The following is a 17,763-nucleotide window of genomic DNA, read 5'->3' as shown; positions in this document are numbered from 1 at the left end:
ATACCCCTCTTTTATCCTCCATTCTGCCTCCCATCAATCTACAGTCCACCAGTAAGCGGATATCTTCCTGTAGAATCCTCCGCTATGGACATCCCCTTTATATCTCCTGACCTTCCGGTTCGATACCCTGCGCCAGTACCTGAACCGGTTGTTGTGGCTGCCCCTCCAATATCTCCTGTAAAAAGGCTTCTTTCTCGCTCCGCCTGTTTCCCTGTCAACAAGGACTGCCCCGCCGTACATGGCGCTCTTTCCCTGCATCCTCTCACTGATTGATGCCAGCTTCCGGAGATGCCTCTGGTACTTCCTGTTCCGCTCCCTCGCGGTCATCCTTTGCCTTCCAGGATGTCGGCTGCCCTCCGACTCCTCCTGATAAGCATCGCCGCACCCTCCGTCCAGACAGGGCATGCCGCCGATCTTTTCACAGAAATGGATTTCCGGCATCCAATCTCCTGTCCTGTGATGGCTTCCTGTAAGCCCCTGGCCATTGAATGCCGTTCCGCCAGTCTTTGCGCTGACATAAGGGCAGCCGCTGCAGTTTGGGATGCCGGCATCCTTAAGCCCCTGCATCATCAGGCCTTTCCGGCAGCCCTCTCCCGAACCGCTGGAACCGCTCGAATGTCCGGTAGCCGTTGTCCCTGCATGCAGGGCAGGGATTGGCCAGCGTATGCACCAGTCCCAGTTTGTACGGGCATTCCGGACATGGCGGCTTTATCCGATAGATTAGCTCCTTTATCTTCCTCATGGTTTCCTCCTCATTCTTTTCAGACGCACAGTCCCTTCACAGCTCCCAGACATCCGTATCGTTTTGTCTATATCCACCTATGTGATATTTTCCCACCCTGCCATCAGGGGTGAACTTGTACCAATCCTCACTAGTATGCGAATCTCCCATGTAACAGCTGAGCACAAACAGCACTGCCTATCCGTCAGGAACCGTATCGTCCTTTTTTACGGTGCAGATATAGTCTATCCTCTCTGACCAGGATGAGCCTCCACTCAAGGCTGCCATACGGATGTTCTGCCATACTGCTGCCAGGTTCCCTGGAGGCAGCCGCGGCTGCAGATTCCACTGGTTCTTTTTTCATAAGCGTCTCCTTTCTATAAGCTTTATCATTATAAGAGAATATATATCTACAGGAGGCCTTTACACGATTCTGGCATGCACTTTCATCGGTTCTGCTTCTTCTATATATAAGATAAAACAAATGCCCGCCATGAGGTTCCCCTCCTAGCAGACATTTCCTGTTTTTGATATATCTGTTGCAGAATTTAAGTCAATCCCATCCGGTTCCGGGCAAGTCAAAGCCAGGGACAGAATCCAGGTCAGACAGAATCCAGGTCAACGTAAGGAAGATACTCCGGGGCAGGATCCGGATCAGGGTCGTAGTCTGACAAATCTTTGGTTTTAACAGACGTATCACCACCCAATAAACCGGCTAATACCGCTACCACTCCACAACATATCACCCCAGCCACTATTCCTATTCCCGCAATCCATTTTTTATTTTCTGTATCCTTTTTTTCAATTTTATCAGCAATCTCCTCCATCTTTTCCAAAATGTATTTTTTCTCTTCAAAGGTCAAGCAGTCCTTATCCAGCTCTTTCTGCAGCGAGACCATGATAGAATTATAAGCATCATATACCGCTTTCATGCTCGCATCATTAGACAAAATACCTCTGTCTATAATATCCCTATATTCACATAGTATTTCTTTAGATATTTTCGCAAATTCAGGAAATTGCTCCAATGCCTTTTGGGCTACTTCCGGATCCATCTTATCAAGGATTGATGCAAAGTGCATGCAGTTCTCCCGCTTTAGCTGTCCAAAATCGTTGATGCCTAATTTTTTCAGTACATTCTGTTCTGTCATCAAATTCTTCATAGCCCTTTCTCCTTAACCTTATTACCATAAGAATACCTGCTCCATAATATATGCTGCAAACAACATTAGCCCTCATATCCTTTGGGATATTCAATGTCCAGGAGAGAGCGCTTACCAGGCTTTTGACGCTTTACACACATGATCTCCTTGTGGCACTCTACAAGCTGATCCCTGACCGACTCCAGATATGCCTTGCTCCGGGGAACAATATATTCCTCCAAACCTATGTTTATTTCTATATCCTTTCGGATGCCTTGCCCCATAATGCCTATTCTGAAATTATCTAAAAAATAGATTTCAAAAACTTAATTAACTTCCTGAATTTCACCAGCATGATTACAATCGATAAAGGCAGCAAAATAATACCAATGTCCAGGCAAAAAATAATTATGCCATGTACTTCCATGAATGGACTTATACCTGCATAAAAATTTTCTTTCAAAATCAGCGGTGAAATCAGTTTCAAAATCACACACGCAGCACCTATATAGAAAAATACGCTAATCACACGTTCAATTTTCTTACCAGTAAAATATGTGATCTGATGCAATATAATATATACTATTCCAGTCAATATTACCGCACAGCAGGAAAAATAACTCAATTCTCCCCAGAACTTCCAGTCAACGATATGTAATGCTATTTCAAGGATCAGGAAAACCATGCTGATCTTGCAGAAGAAGCTGAACTTCTTTTGTTCCTGTTGACAGATTATCGCCACAATGTTTTCTCATCTCCATAACATAATCCCTATGCCGATTTGTGACTATGCAGTTTTAATCACTGTCACAAATATTCCTTCGCCACATAAAGTATTGGCTAACAAATTACCCTTCATATCCTTTTGGATATTTAATGTCAATAATCGGTCTGTCGCCTGGCTTTTTCGTTTTTGTTCTCATAATTTCTTTATGGCATTCTACAAGTTGATCCCTGACCGACTTCAGATATTCCTTGCTCTGGGGAACGACATACTTCTTAGAACCTACCTCCAACAATTCTAGATACCAGTTCACCATCTCCAATTTGCTGAGACAGTAGGAGGATATCATCATCTTGTCATTGGATGTTTCAATTGCTTCTGTCTCAATCTGGATATAGGATACTAAATCAACAGGTATTCTTTTCAGTTTTTTTGCCATCGTCCATACATCCTCTTATAAGTTCTTTATTTCACATTTTATCCTCTAATTCTTTCCATACTGCCATCATTCCGTTCTTTGTTCCCCACGCCCGACGCCAATCGTCCGGATCGACAAGTCGGCAATGTCTGGTAAACGTATTTTGCTGTATACGCCATCCATTACATTCCTTAATCGTTTCCCAAACAAACCAATCCGTAACTTTCCATGGAGTGTTCGGAAGCGCAATCTCCTCTTGCAATCCTTCATTGACAGTTTTAACAGCTGTCGCAACCTCCGCTAATAACAACAAAGTCCCAACAAGCGCCATATTTATCCTTTCCTATCTTTCATAATATGAAAAAACTACATACTAAGAAATATTTCTCTTTTTTCTATGCAATGTCGAATGTTTCTTAGTCATTATATCTCCCTGAAATAAAGGATAACCCGTCTGGAATCTGCCTAAATAGGTTATCCTTTACGCTCAATCAACCCTGTTGCCACTTTGGCCCATGTTCCGCATTAGGGTTTCCACTTGGATGTGACTTACACTTTCCAGGGACACTAGGATTACCGCTAGGAAGCCTACCTTCCGGCGCATACGCAGTACCCCCCTGCCTTCCGCACCACTGGCAAACTGATCTCCATCTAATTTGAGTTGCCATCTTTTTTCTCCTTTCTACATCATTCCTTAGACATCATAACTGAAATTTCCTGAGTCATAGCATCTTATTACAATCTTATCACATATACCTCTATTAGTCAATATTAATACCTCTATTAGTACATTCTTTATTTTATCATCTCCCAGTAAAATAAAGAACAAAAAGAGGTAATGACATGGACTATAAAAAATTAGGAAAAAGAATCCGTGAAGAACGCAAGCGTTTAAACCTTACACAAGCTCAGCTTGCAGAAGCCATTGATATATCAGACACCTACATGGGCGCCATCGAACGAGGGGAACGGAGCCTCACGCTTGATACTTTGGTGAGGCTCGTAGGCTGTCTCGGCGTGACTGTTGACTATATGCTGTCTGACTCCGTGCCTGACAGCGATGCCAACATCATGGAACAGTTCAAGCAGATAATCTACAATCAGCCCCTGGAGCGCAAGCAGATGGCAATCAATGTATTACGTACCATCTTCTCCTATCCTGACCAAAGCAGTTGACTACGGGTCATTCGCCATCTATCTTGCCCATCCGCAGGTTCCGCACAAAGTCGATATCACTGAGCAGCCTCTTCACTGCTATATTGACAAGCAGCTCCACAGATACAGAATACTCATTTGACAGAGTATGCAGCCTGTCATAGAGCATGGCTTCTGTAATACGGATAGAAAAATCCTCCTTAAATCTGCCATTATCATCCTTTGTCTCTCTGTCTTCCATTACCAATTTTAAAACCTCCTCCATTGATTCAATATCCTAAAACGGGAGCCTCTCTACCCATCTCCAAACACAGGCGCACAAGCCTGTCTCCCAGCATGCACATTTCCAACTAAGCTCAATGCCGGTCTCTGCTTCTATCATACAGAAACGGCTCCCCATATAGTTCACCTTTCAGCAGACATATGCATTTTTATTTCTTGCCATCCAATCTAAAAACCTCTATAATCATCATATACAGCATTCCAACTAAATGGGGGTACAATATGGCCAATCATAAATCTACTACAAGCACTTCCACCAGTATATCTGCCATGGATTTTCGGGGAACGGCAATCAGCGCCGCTTTGAATGATGACCTAAAAAATACCAAAAGTATCAGTTCCTATCTGGAAAGGAATGAAGCGAACATGATTCCCCGCAGCCTTCCCGAGCATCTGCGGCTGCTGTTGAACCAAAAGGGGATGCGCCGGGCCGATGTCGCCCGCGGTTCCCTCCTTGACCGCAAATATATCTATCAGATTTTCGACGGAACCAAGATTCCCTCCCGGGATAAACTGATTGCCATGGCCTTTGGCCTGCGGCTTTCTGCCGAAGAGGCACAGACGATGCTGAAGCTGTCGGAGAACAGGGAACTCTATGTCAGGGACAGGCGCGATGCCATCATCCTGTTCGCCCTTCAGAGGAACATGTCGATTTTTGAAACCAACGACCTGCTGTATGAATATGGATATGCAGTCCTGGGAGTCCCTGAGGAATAGCAACCCTCAAACGCAACATCCTGATGAACATCCCCCTGATTCACCTAATGTCTTCCATTTCATGGCTGCACATCTGCTATATCCTGCTGCAGATATGCAATCATTTTTCTAAAACAGTCCTCCGTAATGCCCTTTTTGCAGCACATTGCCTACACTTTACACCACAAATGCAACAGGCACCCCACCCGGGAGTGTCTGCCGCATCTCGACTGTCATTAGATTGAGCCGTAATCCATGGATGTCCCTATCCGATATACGCAAGGATTCCTTGCAGGTTCTCCGGAAGTCCGTCACATACCTCAGGCAGTTCTGCCATATTTGACACTGTTACCGGCTGTATGGATGGCGTACCCGTCGCACCGATTCCCGCCAGTAACGCTCCCACCAGTTTCATTCCCTGCGACTGCATCTCCTCCCGGATGGCTGCAAGCATCTGGCTATGGAACTCCTGTCTGTCAGCTATCTTGATGTCCAAGCTGAAATACTCCTCCAGCACCCTCTTCACATAAGCCGTCAGGGAGGCTGCGCTTCCCGATTTCTCCGCCAGTTTCAGGTACAGCTCCCTGTCAGCCCTGTCGTCCATGTTGAAACGGATAGATACTGCTTTCTGGTTCTCTGCCATCATACCACCTGCTTTCCCTCTATCTGCCTGGCAAGGAACTCATACCCCTTTGCGTTTGCACACAGGTCACAGTCGTAAGCCGTATGTGCCCGGTATTTGCCAGCATAGTCACGGGCCAGCAATGCGCCTCCGCCTACATAGATGATGTTTATATAGTCCATACTGTATCCCCTCTCTGCAAGTTCCAGTTCCAGGGACTGCATCTTCTCCCTCAGCATCCCGCGGATAAGCTCCGCATAGGCGCCTGGCAGGTTGCTGCCCTCTTTCAGAGCAATCTTCATGACCTCATGTTCTGGTATGTCCTTTCCTGTCTGCACTTTCATCTCACGCTGGATTTCCTTGATCCATTTCACCACGGCCTTTTCGATGGTAATCGACCTGCTCTCTATGGGCAGGCCATCCTGCACATACACCACATCTGTGGTCTTGCTGCCGATATCCACCACCAGGTAGTCTCCCTTCATATTCCCCAGCCTTGTGGCGATGGCTGAATAGCACTGGGGGCAGACAATCACCTTCCCTATCTCTAGGAAATAGTCTTCCCCTTCATATGAAAATCCCAGCCTGTTCTGCTGTTTGTAATAGTCAATCAGTTTCGGCTTGTCCCGTCCATAATTTGAAAAGGGCAGGCCCACCGCAAGCACGACCTCCGCCTTATGGATCCCTGCACCCCCAAGTTCCATGGCTGCCGCCGCCATGGTGCGCAGCCTTGCATCGTCATCTGATACCTTATCCTCCGTAATGGCTGCCCGGCCTTCTCCAACCTTGAAGTACTCCCCGTCATAGAACAGGGAGTGTTCTTTCAATGTCGTCTCCGTAGCCCCCAGCCTATGTATGCCGTTATTGAATACAAAGTTCGCTGTCTTACCGAGCTGATAGCCGTCATCAAACCCTATGATATATTTCCCTTCCTCTAACCTGACCATTCCATTTCCTCTCTTTGATCTGTCGGGATTTATGCCCTCATGATATACAGCCCTGTCCTCCTGCATTCCGGTGTCCCGCCTATTCCAATATGACGCAGTTGAACGCATCATTTCCATATGCCATGTCCAGCACCCTCGGGATGCAGTCAGCCGTACATCGGAACAAATCCCTGAACATGCCCTCCAGGAGCACCTGCCCACCGTCCACTACCGGCATCCCGGTGCTGAGCCCATGCTGCTCATAGATGATATAATCCACATATCCTGCTTCCTCGTCCTCCTTGAACAGGTTGTCCCCAGTGCCCTCGCTGATGCGGATGACTTGCCCCATCTCAGGGACGAATAGGAACAGCTCCCCATACCCTTCCGGTTCCTTCCCTGAGCATGTCCCCGCCTGTGGCATCCTTTCCGGCCGCACTGCCACGGCGGCGCTTTCCTTCGGCACCTCCCTGCTTCCCCTCTGTACCGCCTCTTCCCCCTCTCCTCTGCCGTTCTGCCAGGACACCGTCACTTTCTGTGGCATTGTCCCTTACAGAGACTTCCAGGTACTTCTCCAGCAGCTCGTCCTTCCTCTTCAGCGCCTCTTCCATGCTCCTGCAGGGACAGCACCACTCAAGAGGTTTCCCGTTGCCATCGGATGCACGGACGTCCACGCCTGTCCATGTGAAGTCGTCGATATTGGTGCTGATGTAGGCGTATACCTCGATGATGAAGTCAGCAAGCAGCACTGCCATCGTGCGCATGGCTTCCCTGCTATCGTCCAACGTCTTGAACGTGCCGAGCCCGCTTCTGTGCCGTTCCCCATCCTCAGGATATTCCATCCAAAAGTCCAGATAGATCCCTTCGCTGCCCCCAAAGTCCAGGTTGTTCTTCAGGTCGAAGTCATAGTCCCTGATCGGGACAGGCCTGTCTGTAGCGATCCCATAGTCCAGGATGTCCGGGAGCAAGCCTTTTTCTTTCATGATGTCCTGGAGCTTGTCGAACAGCTCTTGCGTCGTCATTGGTCTTTCCATAGTGTCCTCCTCCTTAAAAAAGCAGAATCCCCATGCCACAGCTGGCATAGAGGTTATTATTGTGTCGTAATAAGAATATATATCTGTCCATATGATCTATTCGATGACTGCCCCCTGCCTCTTTGACTCAGGACTGTAAATCTGGTAATATATGATGCATGGAAGAATACTATGGACAGAGAGATTAGGGAATTGGAATTCGAGGATATCGTTCCTTTTAAACACCATTCCGGGCGGACATATGATGGGGCACGCCTGCAGCAGCTGATGGACAGCATCGAACACGTAGGGCTGATCGACCCAATCATCGTCCGGTCTGCTGATAGCGGGAAGTATGAGATCATATGCGGCCACAATCGCGCCAAAGCAGTAAAGGCTTTAGGGCATGGCACCATCAGGGCAGAGATAAGATATGGGATATCTGATAAAGAGGCACTGGAAATGTTTTATGACAGCAACCTGAACCGGCACTCATTCTCGGACTGGAACTATGCACAGAAGTTTGAGGCGGTAAAATATATCGAAGATCTGATCAAGAAGACTTCATGCCAAGGAAAGAGGAATGATTTGGAAAAGGAGAAATGTATTGGCACCGAGGATGGAACTTGCGTCCAAACTAGACACAAGTCTCCAGAGAATTCCAGAAGAAGCACCGTCAGGGACAAGATGTCCAAGCGTCTCGGCATTAGTACAGCGACTCTAAGCAAGTACCGGCGCATCATAAAGCTGCCGAACAATCTGCTACAGTCCATTGCGCAGCTGCTTGATGAAAAAAGAATCACATTTGAGGCCGCCTACACAATCTCTAATATGCGGAATCAGGATATCATATGGCTACTAGAGGAGCTAACGCGACATCCTGACAGGATACCCGACCTGAAGAAGCTGAGCGGGCTACCTCATAGGAATGACAAAAAGCCAAGTGAAATATACTCAGTATCTAAGAAGAAGGTTCTGGCAGCATTGGTGTCCCCGCCATCCTCTGGTATCATAACTCCTGTCAGAAGAAGGCGCAGCTAAAGTATATGTATTATTGTCCAATCAAATAGGAAAATTTTCTCATAATAAGAAACCCTAAATCTCTGATTTAAAACTTCTACACAAAAAGGGAAGCATCTCTATTTTGCAGAAATACTTCTCTTTTTAGTGTCCTTTATTATTTTTCATCTAAATATAATGCCATCGGTTTTCTCAATGCATTATTTATTACCAGATTATATCCGGCTCTCTGCTGTTTCTTCCGCACTACACAAGCTGTCTTCCATATTCTGCCAAATAAGTCTCTGCCTTATTTAAAGGCAATCCTATAATTTTTTGCTGTAATCTTCTGATAATTGCCTCATCGTCAAGACCATCTTCCTGCCCCAGTTCAATAATCAACTTTATCTTAATCTTGTCAGATTCCGTCTCTATAACAGTTCCACCCATAATATTCACCAGCCCTTCTCCGCCTTTTATTTCGACTGGCACAAAGATATCCAACGACCTGAAATCATATTTCACATCATTCAGAACATAACTTTCCTACTTACCCATTACTGTACGAAGCGGAATGATTTGCTCCAACGTACAACTCAATTCTTTTATTATAGTATCGTCATCCTTATCAGCAACTAAAGCCGCAACTATTTGAGTCATTAAATTTCTTTCTTCTTTTACCTTCATAGCAACTTTCTTTTCGGCATATTTTTCAACAGCCTCACACATAGCTTTTCGACCTCCTTCTTCCTCTTTAAAATGCTTTAGACCTTTTGCCAATTCCGGATAGTAAATATCCTTTGAGTTCTTGCATCCAAAATCATGCATCAACTTACCGACAGCATCATCACCTTTATAACTACCATTTACATATACAATATGAGAACCATCATCAAACACATCATCAATTTCCTCAAAGTGACGGTTTATCGTATAAATCGGCAGTCCATGACAAAATATATCTGTCTGCGTAATGAACACCATATAGGAATCTCTAAGCTCCGAAAATTCCTGTCCTTCTTTCAGCATCCGGGAGTCCATCATACTGCTGTTAAATCTAGCTCTCCGTGTATGCGCGCCCTCTGGTTTCTTCTGCACTTCGATATTGTAATGCTTTCCTATGTTATCTTTTGCCAAAATATCTAAACGAACATTCCGCCCATCCGCAATAGGGCTTTGCAATTCTCTTTGCCCAACGACGCTTATTATAGTAATATCGTTCCGTTTCAGAATAATCCTTAGCAATAGTCCAGTCGCTTCTATATTACCATCAAAAACCATAGACATCAAATCATCATCAAATAAATTCATATCATCAACAATCTGCTCTACCGTTTTGTTGTCTTGTAGTATTTCTTCCTTTATCATCTTTAACACCACCTTGACATTTATTTTCCCTTATTTGTGTATCCATTGAAGTCCCTCCCCTGTTATAAGAAGAGAATATATTGGCTCTCCACATTCTTCCCGTTCCTCACATGAGCGTTTTAACATAGCTTCAGCAAATCTTACACCCTCGTCCAGTGTAAAATGGGGAACCTCTGATTCATCAACCATTTTTCCGCCTATATCCAGCCTTTCTTTATAACGAATGATATTTTTAGATATGTCTCTTTGCCCATCCCATACAACACATATTGTAGGAACACCCAATTCCGGATTCATGTTTTTATGGGTAACAACACCATCTACAACCTGATATAAGCATTGGAATCCATTCTCATACCCAGCTATATGACAACGTATTGTCTCACCTTGTACCCTTTCATTACACTCGTCTTTAATAGTTTCAGCAATTTCTTTAATAGTTGCCGTCTTGTTAAGTCTATTAAACAGCCCATTTAGATAGTCTGGTACATCTTCATCTCCTACTTGTGCATTCCCGCACCATAATATACCTATATCTCTATACCCAAACTGAAAAATTTTCTTAATCCCATCTTTATGCAATACCTCTTGTCTGCCATCTGGGTATGTTTTGGTTAAAGTAGTTCGACTGTCGGCAGCCATAACTATACCATCATACAAGCAAAATGTAACAATAACTGACATTCTATCTCTCCTTCTATTTTTCATTATAGCAGAAATCGGAATAATTTTCACCACCGTTTTCTACTGCAAAATATATTTCCCTGAACACCACGTTACTTTTACCACTGTTTTCTCGACGAATCCTGTTCACTGTTATGTCCAATCTATGCCGTCCATTTCGTTCTTTTAAATCCATCTACATACAATATATTGATATCTTGTTTATCTTTGCACCAATATATAGTGTTGCTCATTCACTCAATATAGTAGGACACAAAATATTCCACCGCGTTACTCGGAAAATACTCTTTGAACTCACCATAGAGCTGTGCCGCTAATGTCTTATTGTGTGCTATTACCAAAGTCGGCTTGTTAAGCTGTGCGATCACGTTGGCCATGGTAAAGGTCTTGCCGGAGCCCGTAACACCCAGTAAAGTCTGGAATTGATTGCCTTCCCGGAACCCATTGACCAAGGCTTCTATGGCCTGGGGCTGGTCGCCTGTGGGCTTGTATTCGCTGTGAAGTTCGAAGATTTTTTGTTCATTTTGCACAAATGCTCACCTCTGATTTCATAGTAAAAAAAGACGCCTATTAGGCAAAAATTCGTCGTGGAACATTTTATTTTCGTCGTGGCATTTACTCAAATTGGAGAAAAACAGGCCCACGACGAATCCCGTTCACAATTTGCTGTTTTTGCAACTTGGCGCACCTCTGTAATTCCATACGGACGTGGTAGCACCAAAGAGCCTTTTTATCTTACCACAAATCGTTAAATTTGTATAGATGCAAAATCGAACTTTTGTTCTTTTTATCCTTTCTGTCACCCTGCATCCGGAAGAAATTCTTTTACATCTACAACAATCTCCAACAGTTCCTTTTTAAAACTTTCTATCTCTCTCAGGTTCGGTAAAACCTCCTTCATATATTCCTCAATTTCCGGCACCCCATCCGCTATGATACCTTTATTATCGGCGTAAACGTCCATAGTTATGAGTTCTTTGGCATGTCCCATAAGCTTCGATACCGCTTTGGGGTTGAATGCCTCTTTTAGAAGGAGCGTGCAGTATGTACTGCGCAAATCATGCCAGCGGATGTCCGGCAGGCCATTTTCAGCAAGAAGCTGTTTATAATACCTGCAATGAAACCCTTTGCTCCTTGCTCTGCCATAGTTGGAACAACAGATATAATCCATATCCTGAAACTCTCCCTTTCTGCGGTTTTACGTTTCTCTCATAAACCTGTCGTTCCTTTAAGATTGCCCGGGAAACATAATCAGGAATCGGAATCTCTCTGTAACTGGATTTTGTCTTTAATCCCACCTCCTGTTTCGTAAAAGTTTTCGGGGCAAAGTCTTCTTTTACTGCATTATGTATTCTCCCCAACTGACGTTCCACTTTTAAGGTGCGGTTGATATAATCTACGTCCGAATATTTTACACCATTGATCTCGGACCTGCGGAGCCCCATAAGTACATTAAACAGCACCTGCATATGGATCGGGGTATCTTTGCTTTTTTCCAGCAAAACCAAAATCTGCTCCATAGTCAGTGTTTTCTGTTCATCTATATTTCGGGTCCTGAAGCCTGATTTGGGCTGCGGTTTTTCTGCTTTGGGAAGCCCTATTCCATCCACCGGACTGGTCGGGATCACTTTGGCCGTTACCGCATAACGAAAAGAGACATTCATGATTGTTTTTACCTGCTCTGCTATCGGTCTCGAATAGTCTGCCTTGATATTAAACAATTTTTGAACGTCTCCGCGAGTAACATCCGTCATTTTTTTCTTACCCAGGATGGGAATGATATGATTCTTTACTATTCCGCAATAATTATAGTACGTTTCGTGACTGTCTGTGCGCTTTTTAAGATCCGTTTCAAGCCAGAACATCATATAATCAGCCACGTTAACTTTTGCGTATACAACAAACGTACCATTATATAATTCTGCGATGGTCTTCTCTCTTGCCTTATTTGCTTCCTTCTCTGTTTTGAATCCGGACTTCTGCTGTGGTTTTTCGCTCCCATCCGGATATTTCAGGAATACTCTGTAGCCGAAGCCGGAGCGCACAGGTATTACCTGTGACACTCTCCAATCGACATAATTTTTTAAGCTCAAATCTAACATGTCGCAACACTCCCTTCCGGAACAAACATATGATTCATAAATGTGATAATCTGCTCATTCTCATCCATGACCTCACAATAATATTCAAAGGTTGTATTGACACTTGCATGTCCCAAAAGGGCAGATATTTTAATCAAAGGAACTTTCTGCTCTACCAATATAGTGGCATACATATGCCTCAGACCATGAACCGTAATGTGGGGCAGGCCATTTTCCTGACACGAAATATAATCGTGGTCAAAATATTGTTCACCGTACTGCAGCTTATTTGCATCAATCACAGTTCTTCTTTTTTCAATTTCCTTCGCAACAGCCTCTGGTATCCGCAGCAGGCGATAGCTATTATCCGTCTTTGGCGGTTTCTCTATGACCTTATATGTCTGAATTTTACTTCCACCCTTTGGGATAACAGGGTTTGATGTAATCTGCCGTTGAATGTAGATTGTTCTGTTTTCAGCATCAAAATCTCCAAATTTCAAGCCTGAAATCTCACCTTTTCTCAATCCACAGAACAGCCCAAGAAGAATTTCCAGATACCATCCACTATCGCAGGCAGCTTTCAGGAGTTTTTTCACATTTGCTTTGTTTAAAATAACGATTGTTGGCTTTCTTCTTGGATACGGCTTCGTTGCAGGAATCGGATTAACCCTGATATATTCCTGTATTACGGCCTCTTTCATTGCCATGTTCAAGAACTCTCTGGACTTGTTTCCAGCAGACTCGCATGCCTTTGACACAACAGCCAGCAAAGAATCAAAATATTCCTCATTTGCATATCGCAATTTTATATTCTGCTGCATATTCGGAAGAATCAGATCGTACAGTACATAGGCACATACCATGCGGGTTGTATTCTCAATCCTCTGGGAAAAAACATCCTCAAACCAATAGAGCAGATAATCTCTTAAATCCACATCTGGATTTGGCTTTACCGACATCTGATAGGTTCTTGTCGCTTTCTTGAATTCTTTCTCATATTTGTAATAACTGGCTTCCGCTTCTGCCTCACTCTGAAAGCCTCCACGCTTGCTATACTTTACAGAACCATCTGGCTGCAACAGTTTAACTCTGTGAACCCACGCGTTTCCTTCATAAAAGGCAACCACTTTTTTCTTTGCTGACTGTTTCACTAAATCACCTCGCTCATAGACTACCATTCAGCCATTCATCAAATCCTTTCTTTGGCACTCTAAAAAGCTTACCAATTTTAAGAACTCTGAACGGCGGGTTTTTCTGCTTATACACATCTTCAAGGAAGGTATAGGCTTTACTCTTTCCTATTCCAAGCATGCGCTGAATATCGCCTGCCAGGTATACCTGCTGATCAACTGCCGCTTCATTATCTATATCTGCTGCCATTCTCTATATCCTCTCTTTCCCTGTTTTTAGTATCTTTCGCTATCATAAAACGATTTTTGCAGCCGAAGTGGCATCAGTCTGGCATTTGATATAAAGTATCTTCATATATCTTATACGAATTGAACATCCTGTTTTTCAACTGCAATTAGCATATCTTTTTCTACTTATAATTTAAGAGGTGTAATTTATGCACACTCAATCAGGTCATTTCCTGCGCCAATTCTTTTGCCGCGTATTTCAGGTATTGCTATGCAATCTTTAATCAGAGGGCGTGCTCACGCATGGTCATCGCACACTATCCGTCTATACCTGTATAACTCCTGAATGGTGCTGTAAGATTGTCAAGGTGCAAAGGGCCTTCCACATTTTGGATGTAACCCATATGCTATATAAATAAAGGACACTATCCCGTTTTTCTGCAAATATTCAAAAATAATTTTTTCATTTTTACACCATAAAATCCTGGCACGAAATTGGCACAATTCCGCACAAAATTGGCACGGTTCTGCTCTTTCCCCGTAAATAGGGATATGCTACACTAAATATGCTTAAAACTGTATCCAGAAGCAATCCGGGCTGGCATGGCACCTTTCCAAAGAGGTGCTTTTTTTGCGCCTCTGACCGTATGATCCGTTTTTTCCCTGCCTGCCAGACCAAAAGAAAGAAGACCGTGCCCGTCTCTGCGGCATGGTCTTTTCTTTCCACAACCAAATCTTATTTAAAGGAGGTCCACAAATTGAGACTGAAAAACAAACTGCAGACACCTGCCCCGGCAGGCAAAAAGCCCAAAGCCAGGTTCTCCCCTGCGAAGGCCGCCTACTATGTATTCCTGAGTTTTATGATGTTCCTGATGGCCACGCAGCCGGTCTATGCCTCGGATGTATGGACGAAGGCCACGGAGATCATGAAGGACGTCTACAACCAGATCGTGCTCATCTCCACCGTGGCCGCCATCGTCACCGCTTCGGTGGCCCTTTTGATGATGAACTTCTCCCGCTCCGGCCGCACGGTGGACGAGAGCCGCGCATGGCTGAAGCGCATCTGCATCACCTGGGCGATCTTAAACGGCCTGGGGTTCATCATGGCCTACATCACCCCGTTCTTTGCGGATGGCAAGTGGAATGGCTGACCGCCGGAAAGGAGTGATCGTTTATGGGTATTTTAGACGGCATTGTGGAATGGATCGCCGAACAGGTGATGAACGGCCTTGACCTTGTGACCACCTCGGTCCTGGGGGCGCTTGGCTGTGACATGACCGTATTCCTCCGCTACTTCCCCGCCGCCGAGACCATGTATAAGGTCTTTGTGGCGCTGGCTATCGGCATCATCCTCTTAAACTGGGTATGGCAGCTGTTCAAGAACTTCGGTTTAGGCATCGGCATTGAGGCAGAGGACCCGGTAGACTTAAGCATCCGCTCCGTCCTCTTCATCCTGCTGGCCTATTTCTCGGACGGGATCGTGGATACTATCTTAAAGATTGGCGGAACCCCGTACCACTGGATCATGGATTCCGACCTGCCTGCTTTAAGTTTCGCGGACTTTAATTCGGTGATGTTAGCCATCATCGGCGTCTGCGCCAACGGTGCGGTGGCACTGATCACGCTGATCATCGTTCTGATCCTGGCATGGAACTACCTGAAACTCCTTTTTGAAGCGGCAGAGCGGTATGTCCTCTTAGGGGTTCTGGTCTACACGGCTCCCGTGGCCTTTTCCATGGGGGCATCCCAGTCCACCTCTAACATTTTTAAGTCCTGGTGCCGGATGTTCGGCGGGCAGGTGTTCCTCCTGCTCATGAACGCCTGGTGCCTGCGGCTGTTCACAAGCATGGTCGGGGCGTTCATCGCAAACCCGCTCTCACTATGAAAAATCAAGAAAGGAATGGCGATAACCATGAAAAAATATAAAAAGGTACTTACTGCGGCCTTTCTGATGGCGTTCCCGGACTGGTGCCTTCTGGACTATGACAACCTGCAGCAGAAACAGATCCTGGATGCCATCGCCCTGTATGTGATGGCCGATGACAGCGGGCTTTTATGTGACGCCTACAATACTACGGAGCTTGGAGATAAGGATTGTACCCATATCTATATCATGGAAAAAGACCGCTTTGCCGGATGGCTCTCCGCACGGGAAAAAGAACTGAAATCCATATCGGATTTTTGAACGATTTGAGCCTGTTTTTTCCCGATACCCACTGGGAACCGTCAATCCCATGATCCTGATACCTTATAACAGATTTTTCTTTCCCGCCTTAACCGAGGTCTTTAGCCGCCTCGGTAAAAAGCCGGGGCCAGACCGGGGCTGTCCTGGTCAGAGGAGGTGACATTTTGGATGATAAAAGAAGATTCCCAAAACAGGACACATTAGGCTTACACCTGCTGGAAATGGCTGCTGTCTGTGGCGAACTGCCAACAGACCTGCTTACCCGGCTTTCCGGCAGTTCTTCCTATACCGAGACCGTCATAACTTCCCTGAAAAAAGACGGCCTCCTGAAAACCTATTATAAGGATAAGCTGCGCGGCTACCGCCTGGGGCAGAGGGCAAAACGAATCCTGTTGGAAAGGCAGCCGGAACGCTTTTCCTTCTATCTTACCGGAAACGTGGAGACTAACCGGATTAAAAGCGAAGTCCCACGCCGGATACGGCTCCACCGGGTTGCGGAAACCTATGTTGCCATGCAGAATGCCGGCATTGCCGTGTTCCGTGACGGAAAACCCCTGGTATTTTCCCCCGGAGGTTCTCCGGTAGCCCGGCTTGACTCCCCTGCCTTTTACAGTTCCCGTGAAGTCAAAGAAATGGGAATCGAGACTGTGAAGATCCGTGGCTCGCGGATGACAGGGGTGCTCCTTGCTCCATCCGGTGTTTTTATTTCCTATAACGGCGGCAGTCATATGCTGAAATGGGATTACCGGGCTGAGCAGAGGGCACAGGCGCTCCTGCAGATGGTGGTCTGCCATCAGCGCCTTTCCGCACAGCATGCAAGTACCTGTGTTTCCGGCCTGCTGTTTGGCAATGACCTGGAACCCTTCTACCGGATCTTTGCGGATTCGGATACAGAGTCACGCTGTTTCTTTCTTCTGGACGGCAATTATGAACATTTTTATTATCTTACCAATGACCATTACGGGGATACGCTGCTGAAGCTCCTGTGCAGCCCGGAGGGTACAGCGGAACTCGACCACATGCTGATGCAGGGATTTTATCCAAAGGATACGGGGCTTCCCATAGAACATGACGCCCTGGATCAGAACGGGAACCCGGTGCTGTTCGGCTATTTCCTGGACATCCCCCGCATCAACCGTTTCCATACGGCGCTCCAGCTGCAGGAACGGACGGGAACCCTGATCTGCTTTGACTTCCAGAAGGAAGTTCTCCACCGCTTCTGCGGAGGACAGGTAGGGTTTTCCACCATCAGCTTTGAAAAAATAACTTCTCGGAATCTCAATGAATGTGATTCTAACTGAAAATTGACAACTGAATATGGTGCAGGAAAAGAAATTTGAGAAAAATGGACATAAACATTGGACATAGCGGGTACTATGCCTTGAAAAA

27 protein-coding genes and 1 pseudogene are annotated in these 17,763 nt (G+C 45.4%); 7 read left to right on the top strand and 21 right to left on the bottom strand.

All coding sequences use genetic code 11. The annotated features are described in order from the left end of the window. Positions 1–33: 33 nt before the first annotated feature. From NSB25_RS17950 to NSB25_RS17915, 8 genes are all read right to left on the bottom strand, one after another. Complete coding sequence (locus NSB25_RS17950; RefSeq protein ID WP_103240941.1) at positions 34–570, bottom strand: hypothetical protein; 537 nt, start codon at positions 568–570, stop codon at positions 34–36. Then, positions 554–742: a molecular chaperone DnaJ gene (locus NSB25_RS17945; protein WP_103240942.1), complete on the bottom strand. Its 189-nt coding sequence runs from the start codon at positions 740–742 to the stop codon at positions 554–556. Before NSB25_RS17945 ends, NSB25_RS17950 begins: the two co-directional genes overlap by 17 nt. 184 nt (positions 743–926) lie before the next feature. Continuing rightward, on the bottom strand, positions 927–1,085 hold the full coding sequence (locus NSB25_RS17940; RefSeq protein WP_172455189.1) for a hypothetical protein: 159 nt from the start codon (positions 1,083–1,085) through the stop codon (positions 927–929). A gap of 238 nt (positions 1,086–1,323) precedes the next feature. After that, positions 1,324–1,884 (bottom strand): hypothetical protein, encoded by a 561-nt coding sequence (locus NSB25_RS17935; protein WP_103240943.1) that lies wholly within the window; start codon positions 1,882–1,884, stop codon positions 1,324–1,326. Between the two features lie 65 nt (positions 1,885–1,949). Continuing rightward, positions 1,950–2,147: a hypothetical protein gene (locus tag NSB25_RS17930; RefSeq protein WP_103240944.1), complete on the bottom strand. Its 198-nt coding sequence runs from the start codon at positions 2,145–2,147 to the stop codon at positions 1,950–1,952. A gap of 20 nt (positions 2,148–2,167) precedes the next feature. Further along, entirely contained in the window at positions 2,168–2,605 is a 438-nt protein-coding gene (locus NSB25_RS17925) for a hypothetical protein (RefSeq protein ID WP_146040113.1), read from the bottom strand. 106 nt (positions 2,606–2,711) lie between these two features. Further along, entirely contained in the window at positions 2,712–3,026 is a 315-nt protein-coding gene (locus tag NSB25_RS17920) for a hypothetical protein (protein ID WP_103240946.1), read from the bottom strand. Positions 3,027–3,057: 31 nt separating this feature from the next. Then, the gene (locus NSB25_RS17915) at positions 3,058–3,336 is read right to left on the bottom strand and encodes a hypothetical protein (RefSeq protein ID WP_242982519.1); all 279 of its coding nucleotides are present in this window, start codon (positions 3,334–3,336) and stop codon (positions 3,058–3,060) included. A gap of 512 nt (positions 3,337–3,848) precedes the next feature. Here NSB25_RS17915 and NSB25_RS17910 point away from each other — a divergent pair. Beyond that, positions 3,849–4,181 (top strand): helix-turn-helix domain-containing protein, encoded by a 333-nt coding sequence (locus NSB25_RS17910; RefSeq protein WP_103240947.1) that lies wholly within the window; start codon positions 3,849–3,851, stop codon positions 4,179–4,181. A 7-nt stretch (positions 4,182–4,188) separates the two neighbouring features. Here NSB25_RS17910 and NSB25_RS17905 read toward each other — a convergent pair whose 3' ends face one another. Beyond that, complete coding sequence (locus tag NSB25_RS17905; RefSeq protein WP_146040114.1) at positions 4,189–4,407, bottom strand: hypothetical protein; 219 nt, start codon at positions 4,405–4,407, stop codon at positions 4,189–4,191. Between the two features lie 257 nt (positions 4,408–4,664). Between NSB25_RS17905 and NSB25_RS17900 the strand changes: the two genes are divergently transcribed. Further along, positions 4,665–5,159 (top strand): helix-turn-helix domain-containing protein, encoded by a 495-nt coding sequence (locus NSB25_RS17900; RefSeq protein ID WP_103240949.1) that lies wholly within the window; start codon positions 4,665–4,667, stop codon positions 5,157–5,159. 244 nt (positions 5,160–5,403) lie between these two features. Here the strand turns inward: NSB25_RS17900 and NSB25_RS17895 are convergent, their stop codons facing one another. The 4 genes from NSB25_RS17895 to NSB25_RS17880 form a co-directional block, all read right to left on the bottom strand. Then, positions 5,404–5,784 (bottom strand): hypothetical protein, encoded by a 381-nt coding sequence (locus tag NSB25_RS17895; protein WP_103240950.1) that lies wholly within the window; start codon positions 5,782–5,784, stop codon positions 5,404–5,406. Next, positions 5,781–6,707, bottom strand: a complete 927-nt coding sequence (locus tag NSB25_RS17890) for a ParM/StbA family protein (protein WP_257479290.1) — start codon at positions 6,705–6,707, stop codon at positions 5,781–5,783. The genes NSB25_RS17895 and NSB25_RS17890 overlap by 4 nt, the downstream gene beginning before the upstream one ends. Positions 6,708–6,786: 79 nt before the next feature. Continuing rightward, positions 6,787–6,966, bottom strand: coding sequence for a hypothetical protein (locus NSB25_RS17885; RefSeq protein ID WP_257479289.1), 180 nt, complete (start codon positions 6,964–6,966; stop codon positions 6,787–6,789). 73 nt (positions 6,967–7,039) lie between these two features. Next, positions 7,040–7,720 carry a hypothetical protein gene (locus NSB25_RS17880; RefSeq protein WP_103240953.1) on the bottom strand — a complete coding sequence of 227 codons (681 nt, stop codon included), beginning with the start codon at positions 7,718–7,720 and terminating at the stop codon, positions 7,040–7,042. 171 nt (positions 7,721–7,891) lie between these two features. Between NSB25_RS17880 and NSB25_RS17875 the strand changes: the two genes are divergently transcribed. Continuing rightward, on the top strand, positions 7,892–8,740 hold the full coding sequence (locus NSB25_RS17875) for a ParB/RepB/Spo0J family partition protein (protein ID WP_103240954.1): 849 nt from the start codon (positions 7,892–7,894) through the stop codon (positions 8,738–8,740). A gap of 225 nt (positions 8,741–8,965) precedes the next feature. On the opposite strand, the gene NSB25_RS17870 is transcribed toward NSB25_RS17875, so the two are convergent. From NSB25_RS17870 to NSB25_RS17835, 8 genes and pseudogenes are all read right to left on the bottom strand, one after another. Further along, positions 8,966–9,190, bottom strand: a complete 225-nt coding sequence (locus tag NSB25_RS17870) for a hypothetical protein (RefSeq protein WP_242982520.1) — start codon at positions 9,188–9,190, stop codon at positions 8,966–8,968. Positions 9,191–9,244: 54 nt separating this feature from the next. Beyond that, positions 9,245–10,066: a PD-(D/E)XK nuclease family transposase gene (locus NSB25_RS17865; protein ID WP_103240955.1), complete on the bottom strand. Its 822-nt coding sequence runs from the start codon at positions 10,064–10,066 to the stop codon at positions 9,245–9,247. A gap of 30 nt (positions 10,067–10,096) precedes the next feature. After that, positions 10,097–10,750, bottom strand: a complete 654-nt coding sequence (locus NSB25_RS17860; RefSeq protein WP_103240956.1) for an Ntn hydrolase family protein — start codon at positions 10,748–10,750, stop codon at positions 10,097–10,099. A 242-nt stretch (positions 10,751–10,992) separates the two neighbouring features. Continuing rightward, a pseudogene (locus tag NSB25_RS17855) lies at positions 10,993–11,280 on the bottom strand (DEAD/DEAH box helicase family protein); the annotation flags it as partial. Positions 11,281–11,549: 269 nt separating this feature from the next. Then, complete coding sequence (locus NSB25_RS17850; RefSeq protein ID WP_242982521.1) at positions 11,550–11,921, bottom strand: tyrosine-type recombinase/integrase; 372 nt, start codon at positions 11,919–11,921, stop codon at positions 11,550–11,552. After that, positions 11,854–12,852 carry a site-specific integrase gene (locus NSB25_RS17845; RefSeq protein WP_242982522.1) on the bottom strand — a complete coding sequence of 333 codons (999 nt, stop codon included), beginning with the start codon at positions 12,850–12,852 and terminating at the stop codon, positions 11,854–11,856. The genes NSB25_RS17850 and NSB25_RS17845 overlap by 68 nt, the downstream gene beginning before the upstream one ends. Continuing rightward, on the bottom strand, positions 12,846–13,538 hold the full coding sequence (locus NSB25_RS29265) for a site-specific integrase (RefSeq protein ID WP_306817647.1): 693 nt from the start codon (positions 13,536–13,538) through the stop codon (positions 12,846–12,848). Before NSB25_RS29265 ends, NSB25_RS17845 begins: the two co-directional genes overlap by 7 nt. A gap of 457 nt (positions 13,539–13,995) precedes the next feature. Further along, entirely contained in the window at positions 13,996–14,211 is a 216-nt protein-coding gene (locus tag NSB25_RS17835; protein WP_103240959.1) for a helix-turn-helix domain-containing protein, read from the bottom strand. 736 nt (positions 14,212–14,947) lie between these two features. Between NSB25_RS17835 and NSB25_RS17830 the strand changes: the two genes are divergently transcribed. From NSB25_RS17830 to NSB25_RS17815, 4 genes are all read left to right on the top strand, one after another. After that, positions 14,948–15,340 (top strand): fimbrial protein, encoded by a 393-nt coding sequence (locus NSB25_RS17830; protein WP_103240975.1) that lies wholly within the window; start codon positions 14,948–14,950, stop codon positions 15,338–15,340. 23 nt (positions 15,341–15,363) lie between these two features. Beyond that, a complete protein-coding gene (locus tag NSB25_RS17825; RefSeq protein ID WP_103240960.1) occupies positions 15,364–16,074 on the top strand; it encodes a hypothetical protein in 711 nt (236 codons plus the stop codon). Between the two features lie 27 nt (positions 16,075–16,101). Further along, entirely contained in the window at positions 16,102–16,374 is a 273-nt protein-coding gene (locus NSB25_RS17820; RefSeq protein ID WP_103240961.1) for a DUF6100 family protein, read from the top strand. A 164-nt stretch (positions 16,375–16,538) separates the two neighbouring features. Continuing rightward, on the top strand, positions 16,539–17,675 hold the full coding sequence (locus NSB25_RS17815) for a hypothetical protein (protein WP_242982524.1): 1,137 nt from the start codon (positions 16,539–16,541) through the stop codon (positions 17,673–17,675). Positions 17,676–17,763: the final 88 nt, after the last annotated feature.

The organism is Acetatifactor muris, assembly GCF_024623325.1.
Taxonomy (GTDB): Bacteria; Bacillota; Clostridia; order Lachnospirales; family Lachnospiraceae; genus Acetatifactor; species Acetatifactor muris.
The sequence above is the reverse complement of the archived record's forward strand: the minus strand, read 5'-3'. Positions and strand labels throughout refer to the sequence as shown.

What these genes read in the sequence shown, in the direction of transcription:
- NSB25_RS17950 (WP_103240941.1), bottom strand. Translation starts at nt 570, where the DNA reads ATGATGCAGGGGCTTAAGGATGCCGGCATCCCAAACTGCAGCGGCTGC.
- NSB25_RS17945 (WP_103240942.1), bottom strand. Translation starts at nt 742, where the DNA reads ATGAGGAAGATAAAGGAGCTAATCTATCGGATAAAGCCGCCATGTCCG.
- NSB25_RS17940 (WP_172455189.1), bottom strand. Translation starts at nt 1,085, where the DNA reads ATGAAAAAAGAACCAGTGGAATCTGCAGCCGCGGCTGCCTCCAGGGAA.
- NSB25_RS17935 (WP_103240943.1), bottom strand. Translation starts at nt 1,884, where the DNA reads ATGAAGAATTTGATGACAGAACAGAATGTACTGAAAAAATTAGGCATC.
- NSB25_RS17930 (WP_103240944.1), bottom strand. Translation starts at nt 2,147, where the DNA reads ATGGGGCAAGGCATCCGAAAGGATATAGAAATAAACATAGGTTTGGAG.
- NSB25_RS17920 (WP_103240946.1), bottom strand. Translation starts at nt 3,026, where the DNA reads ATGGCAAAAAAACTGAAAAGAATACCTGTTGATTTAGTATCCTATATC.
- NSB25_RS17915 (WP_242982519.1), bottom strand. Translation starts at nt 3,336, where the DNA reads ATGGCGCTTGTTGGGACTTTGTTGTTATTAGCGGAGGTTGCGACAGCT.
- NSB25_RS17910 (WP_103240947.1), top strand. Translation starts at nt 3,849, where the DNA reads ATGGACTATAAAAAATTAGGAAAAAGAATCCGTGAAGAACGCAAGCGT.
- NSB25_RS17900 (WP_103240949.1), top strand. Translation starts at nt 4,665, where the DNA reads ATGGCCAATCATAAATCTACTACAAGCACTTCCACCAGTATATCTGCC.
- NSB25_RS17895 (WP_103240950.1), bottom strand. Translation starts at nt 5,784, where the DNA reads ATGATGGCAGAGAACCAGAAAGCAGTATCTATCCGTTTCAACATGGAC.
- NSB25_RS17890 (WP_257479290.1), bottom strand. Translation starts at nt 6,707, where the DNA reads ATGGTCAGGTTAGAGGAAGGGAAATATATCATAGGGTTTGATGACGGC.
- NSB25_RS17880 (WP_103240953.1), bottom strand. Translation starts at nt 7,720, where the DNA reads ATGGAAAGACCAATGACGACGCAAGAGCTGTTCGACAAGCTCCAGGAC.
- NSB25_RS17875 (WP_103240954.1), top strand. Translation starts at nt 7,892, where the DNA reads ATGGACAGAGAGATTAGGGAATTGGAATTCGAGGATATCGTTCCTTTT.
- NSB25_RS17865 (WP_103240955.1), bottom strand. Translation starts at nt 10,066, where the DNA reads ATGATAAAGGAAGAAATACTACAAGACAACAAAACGGTAGAGCAGATT.
- NSB25_RS17860 (WP_103240956.1), bottom strand. Translation starts at nt 10,750, where the DNA reads ATGTCAGTTATTGTTACATTTTGCTTGTATGATGGTATAGTTATGGCT.
- NSB25_RS17850 (WP_242982521.1), bottom strand. Translation starts at nt 11,921, where the DNA reads ATGGATTATATCTGTTGTTCCAACTATGGCAGAGCAAGGAGCAAAGGG.
- NSB25_RS17845 (WP_242982522.1), bottom strand. Translation starts at nt 12,852, where the DNA reads ATGTTAGATTTGAGCTTAAAAAATTATGTCGATTGGAGAGTGTCACAG.
- NSB25_RS29265 (WP_306817647.1), bottom strand. Translation starts at nt 13,538, where the DNA reads ATGGCAATGAAAGAGGCCGTAATACAGGAATATATCAGGGTTAATCCG.
- NSB25_RS17835 (WP_103240959.1), bottom strand. Translation starts at nt 14,211, where the DNA reads ATGGCAGCAGATATAGATAATGAAGCGGCAGTTGATCAGCAGGTATAC.
- NSB25_RS17825 (WP_103240960.1), top strand. Translation starts at nt 15,364, where the DNA reads ATGGGTATTTTAGACGGCATTGTGGAATGGATCGCCGAACAGGTGATG.
- NSB25_RS17820 (WP_103240961.1), top strand. Translation starts at nt 16,102, where the DNA reads ATGAAAAAATATAAAAAGGTACTTACTGCGGCCTTTCTGATGGCGTTC.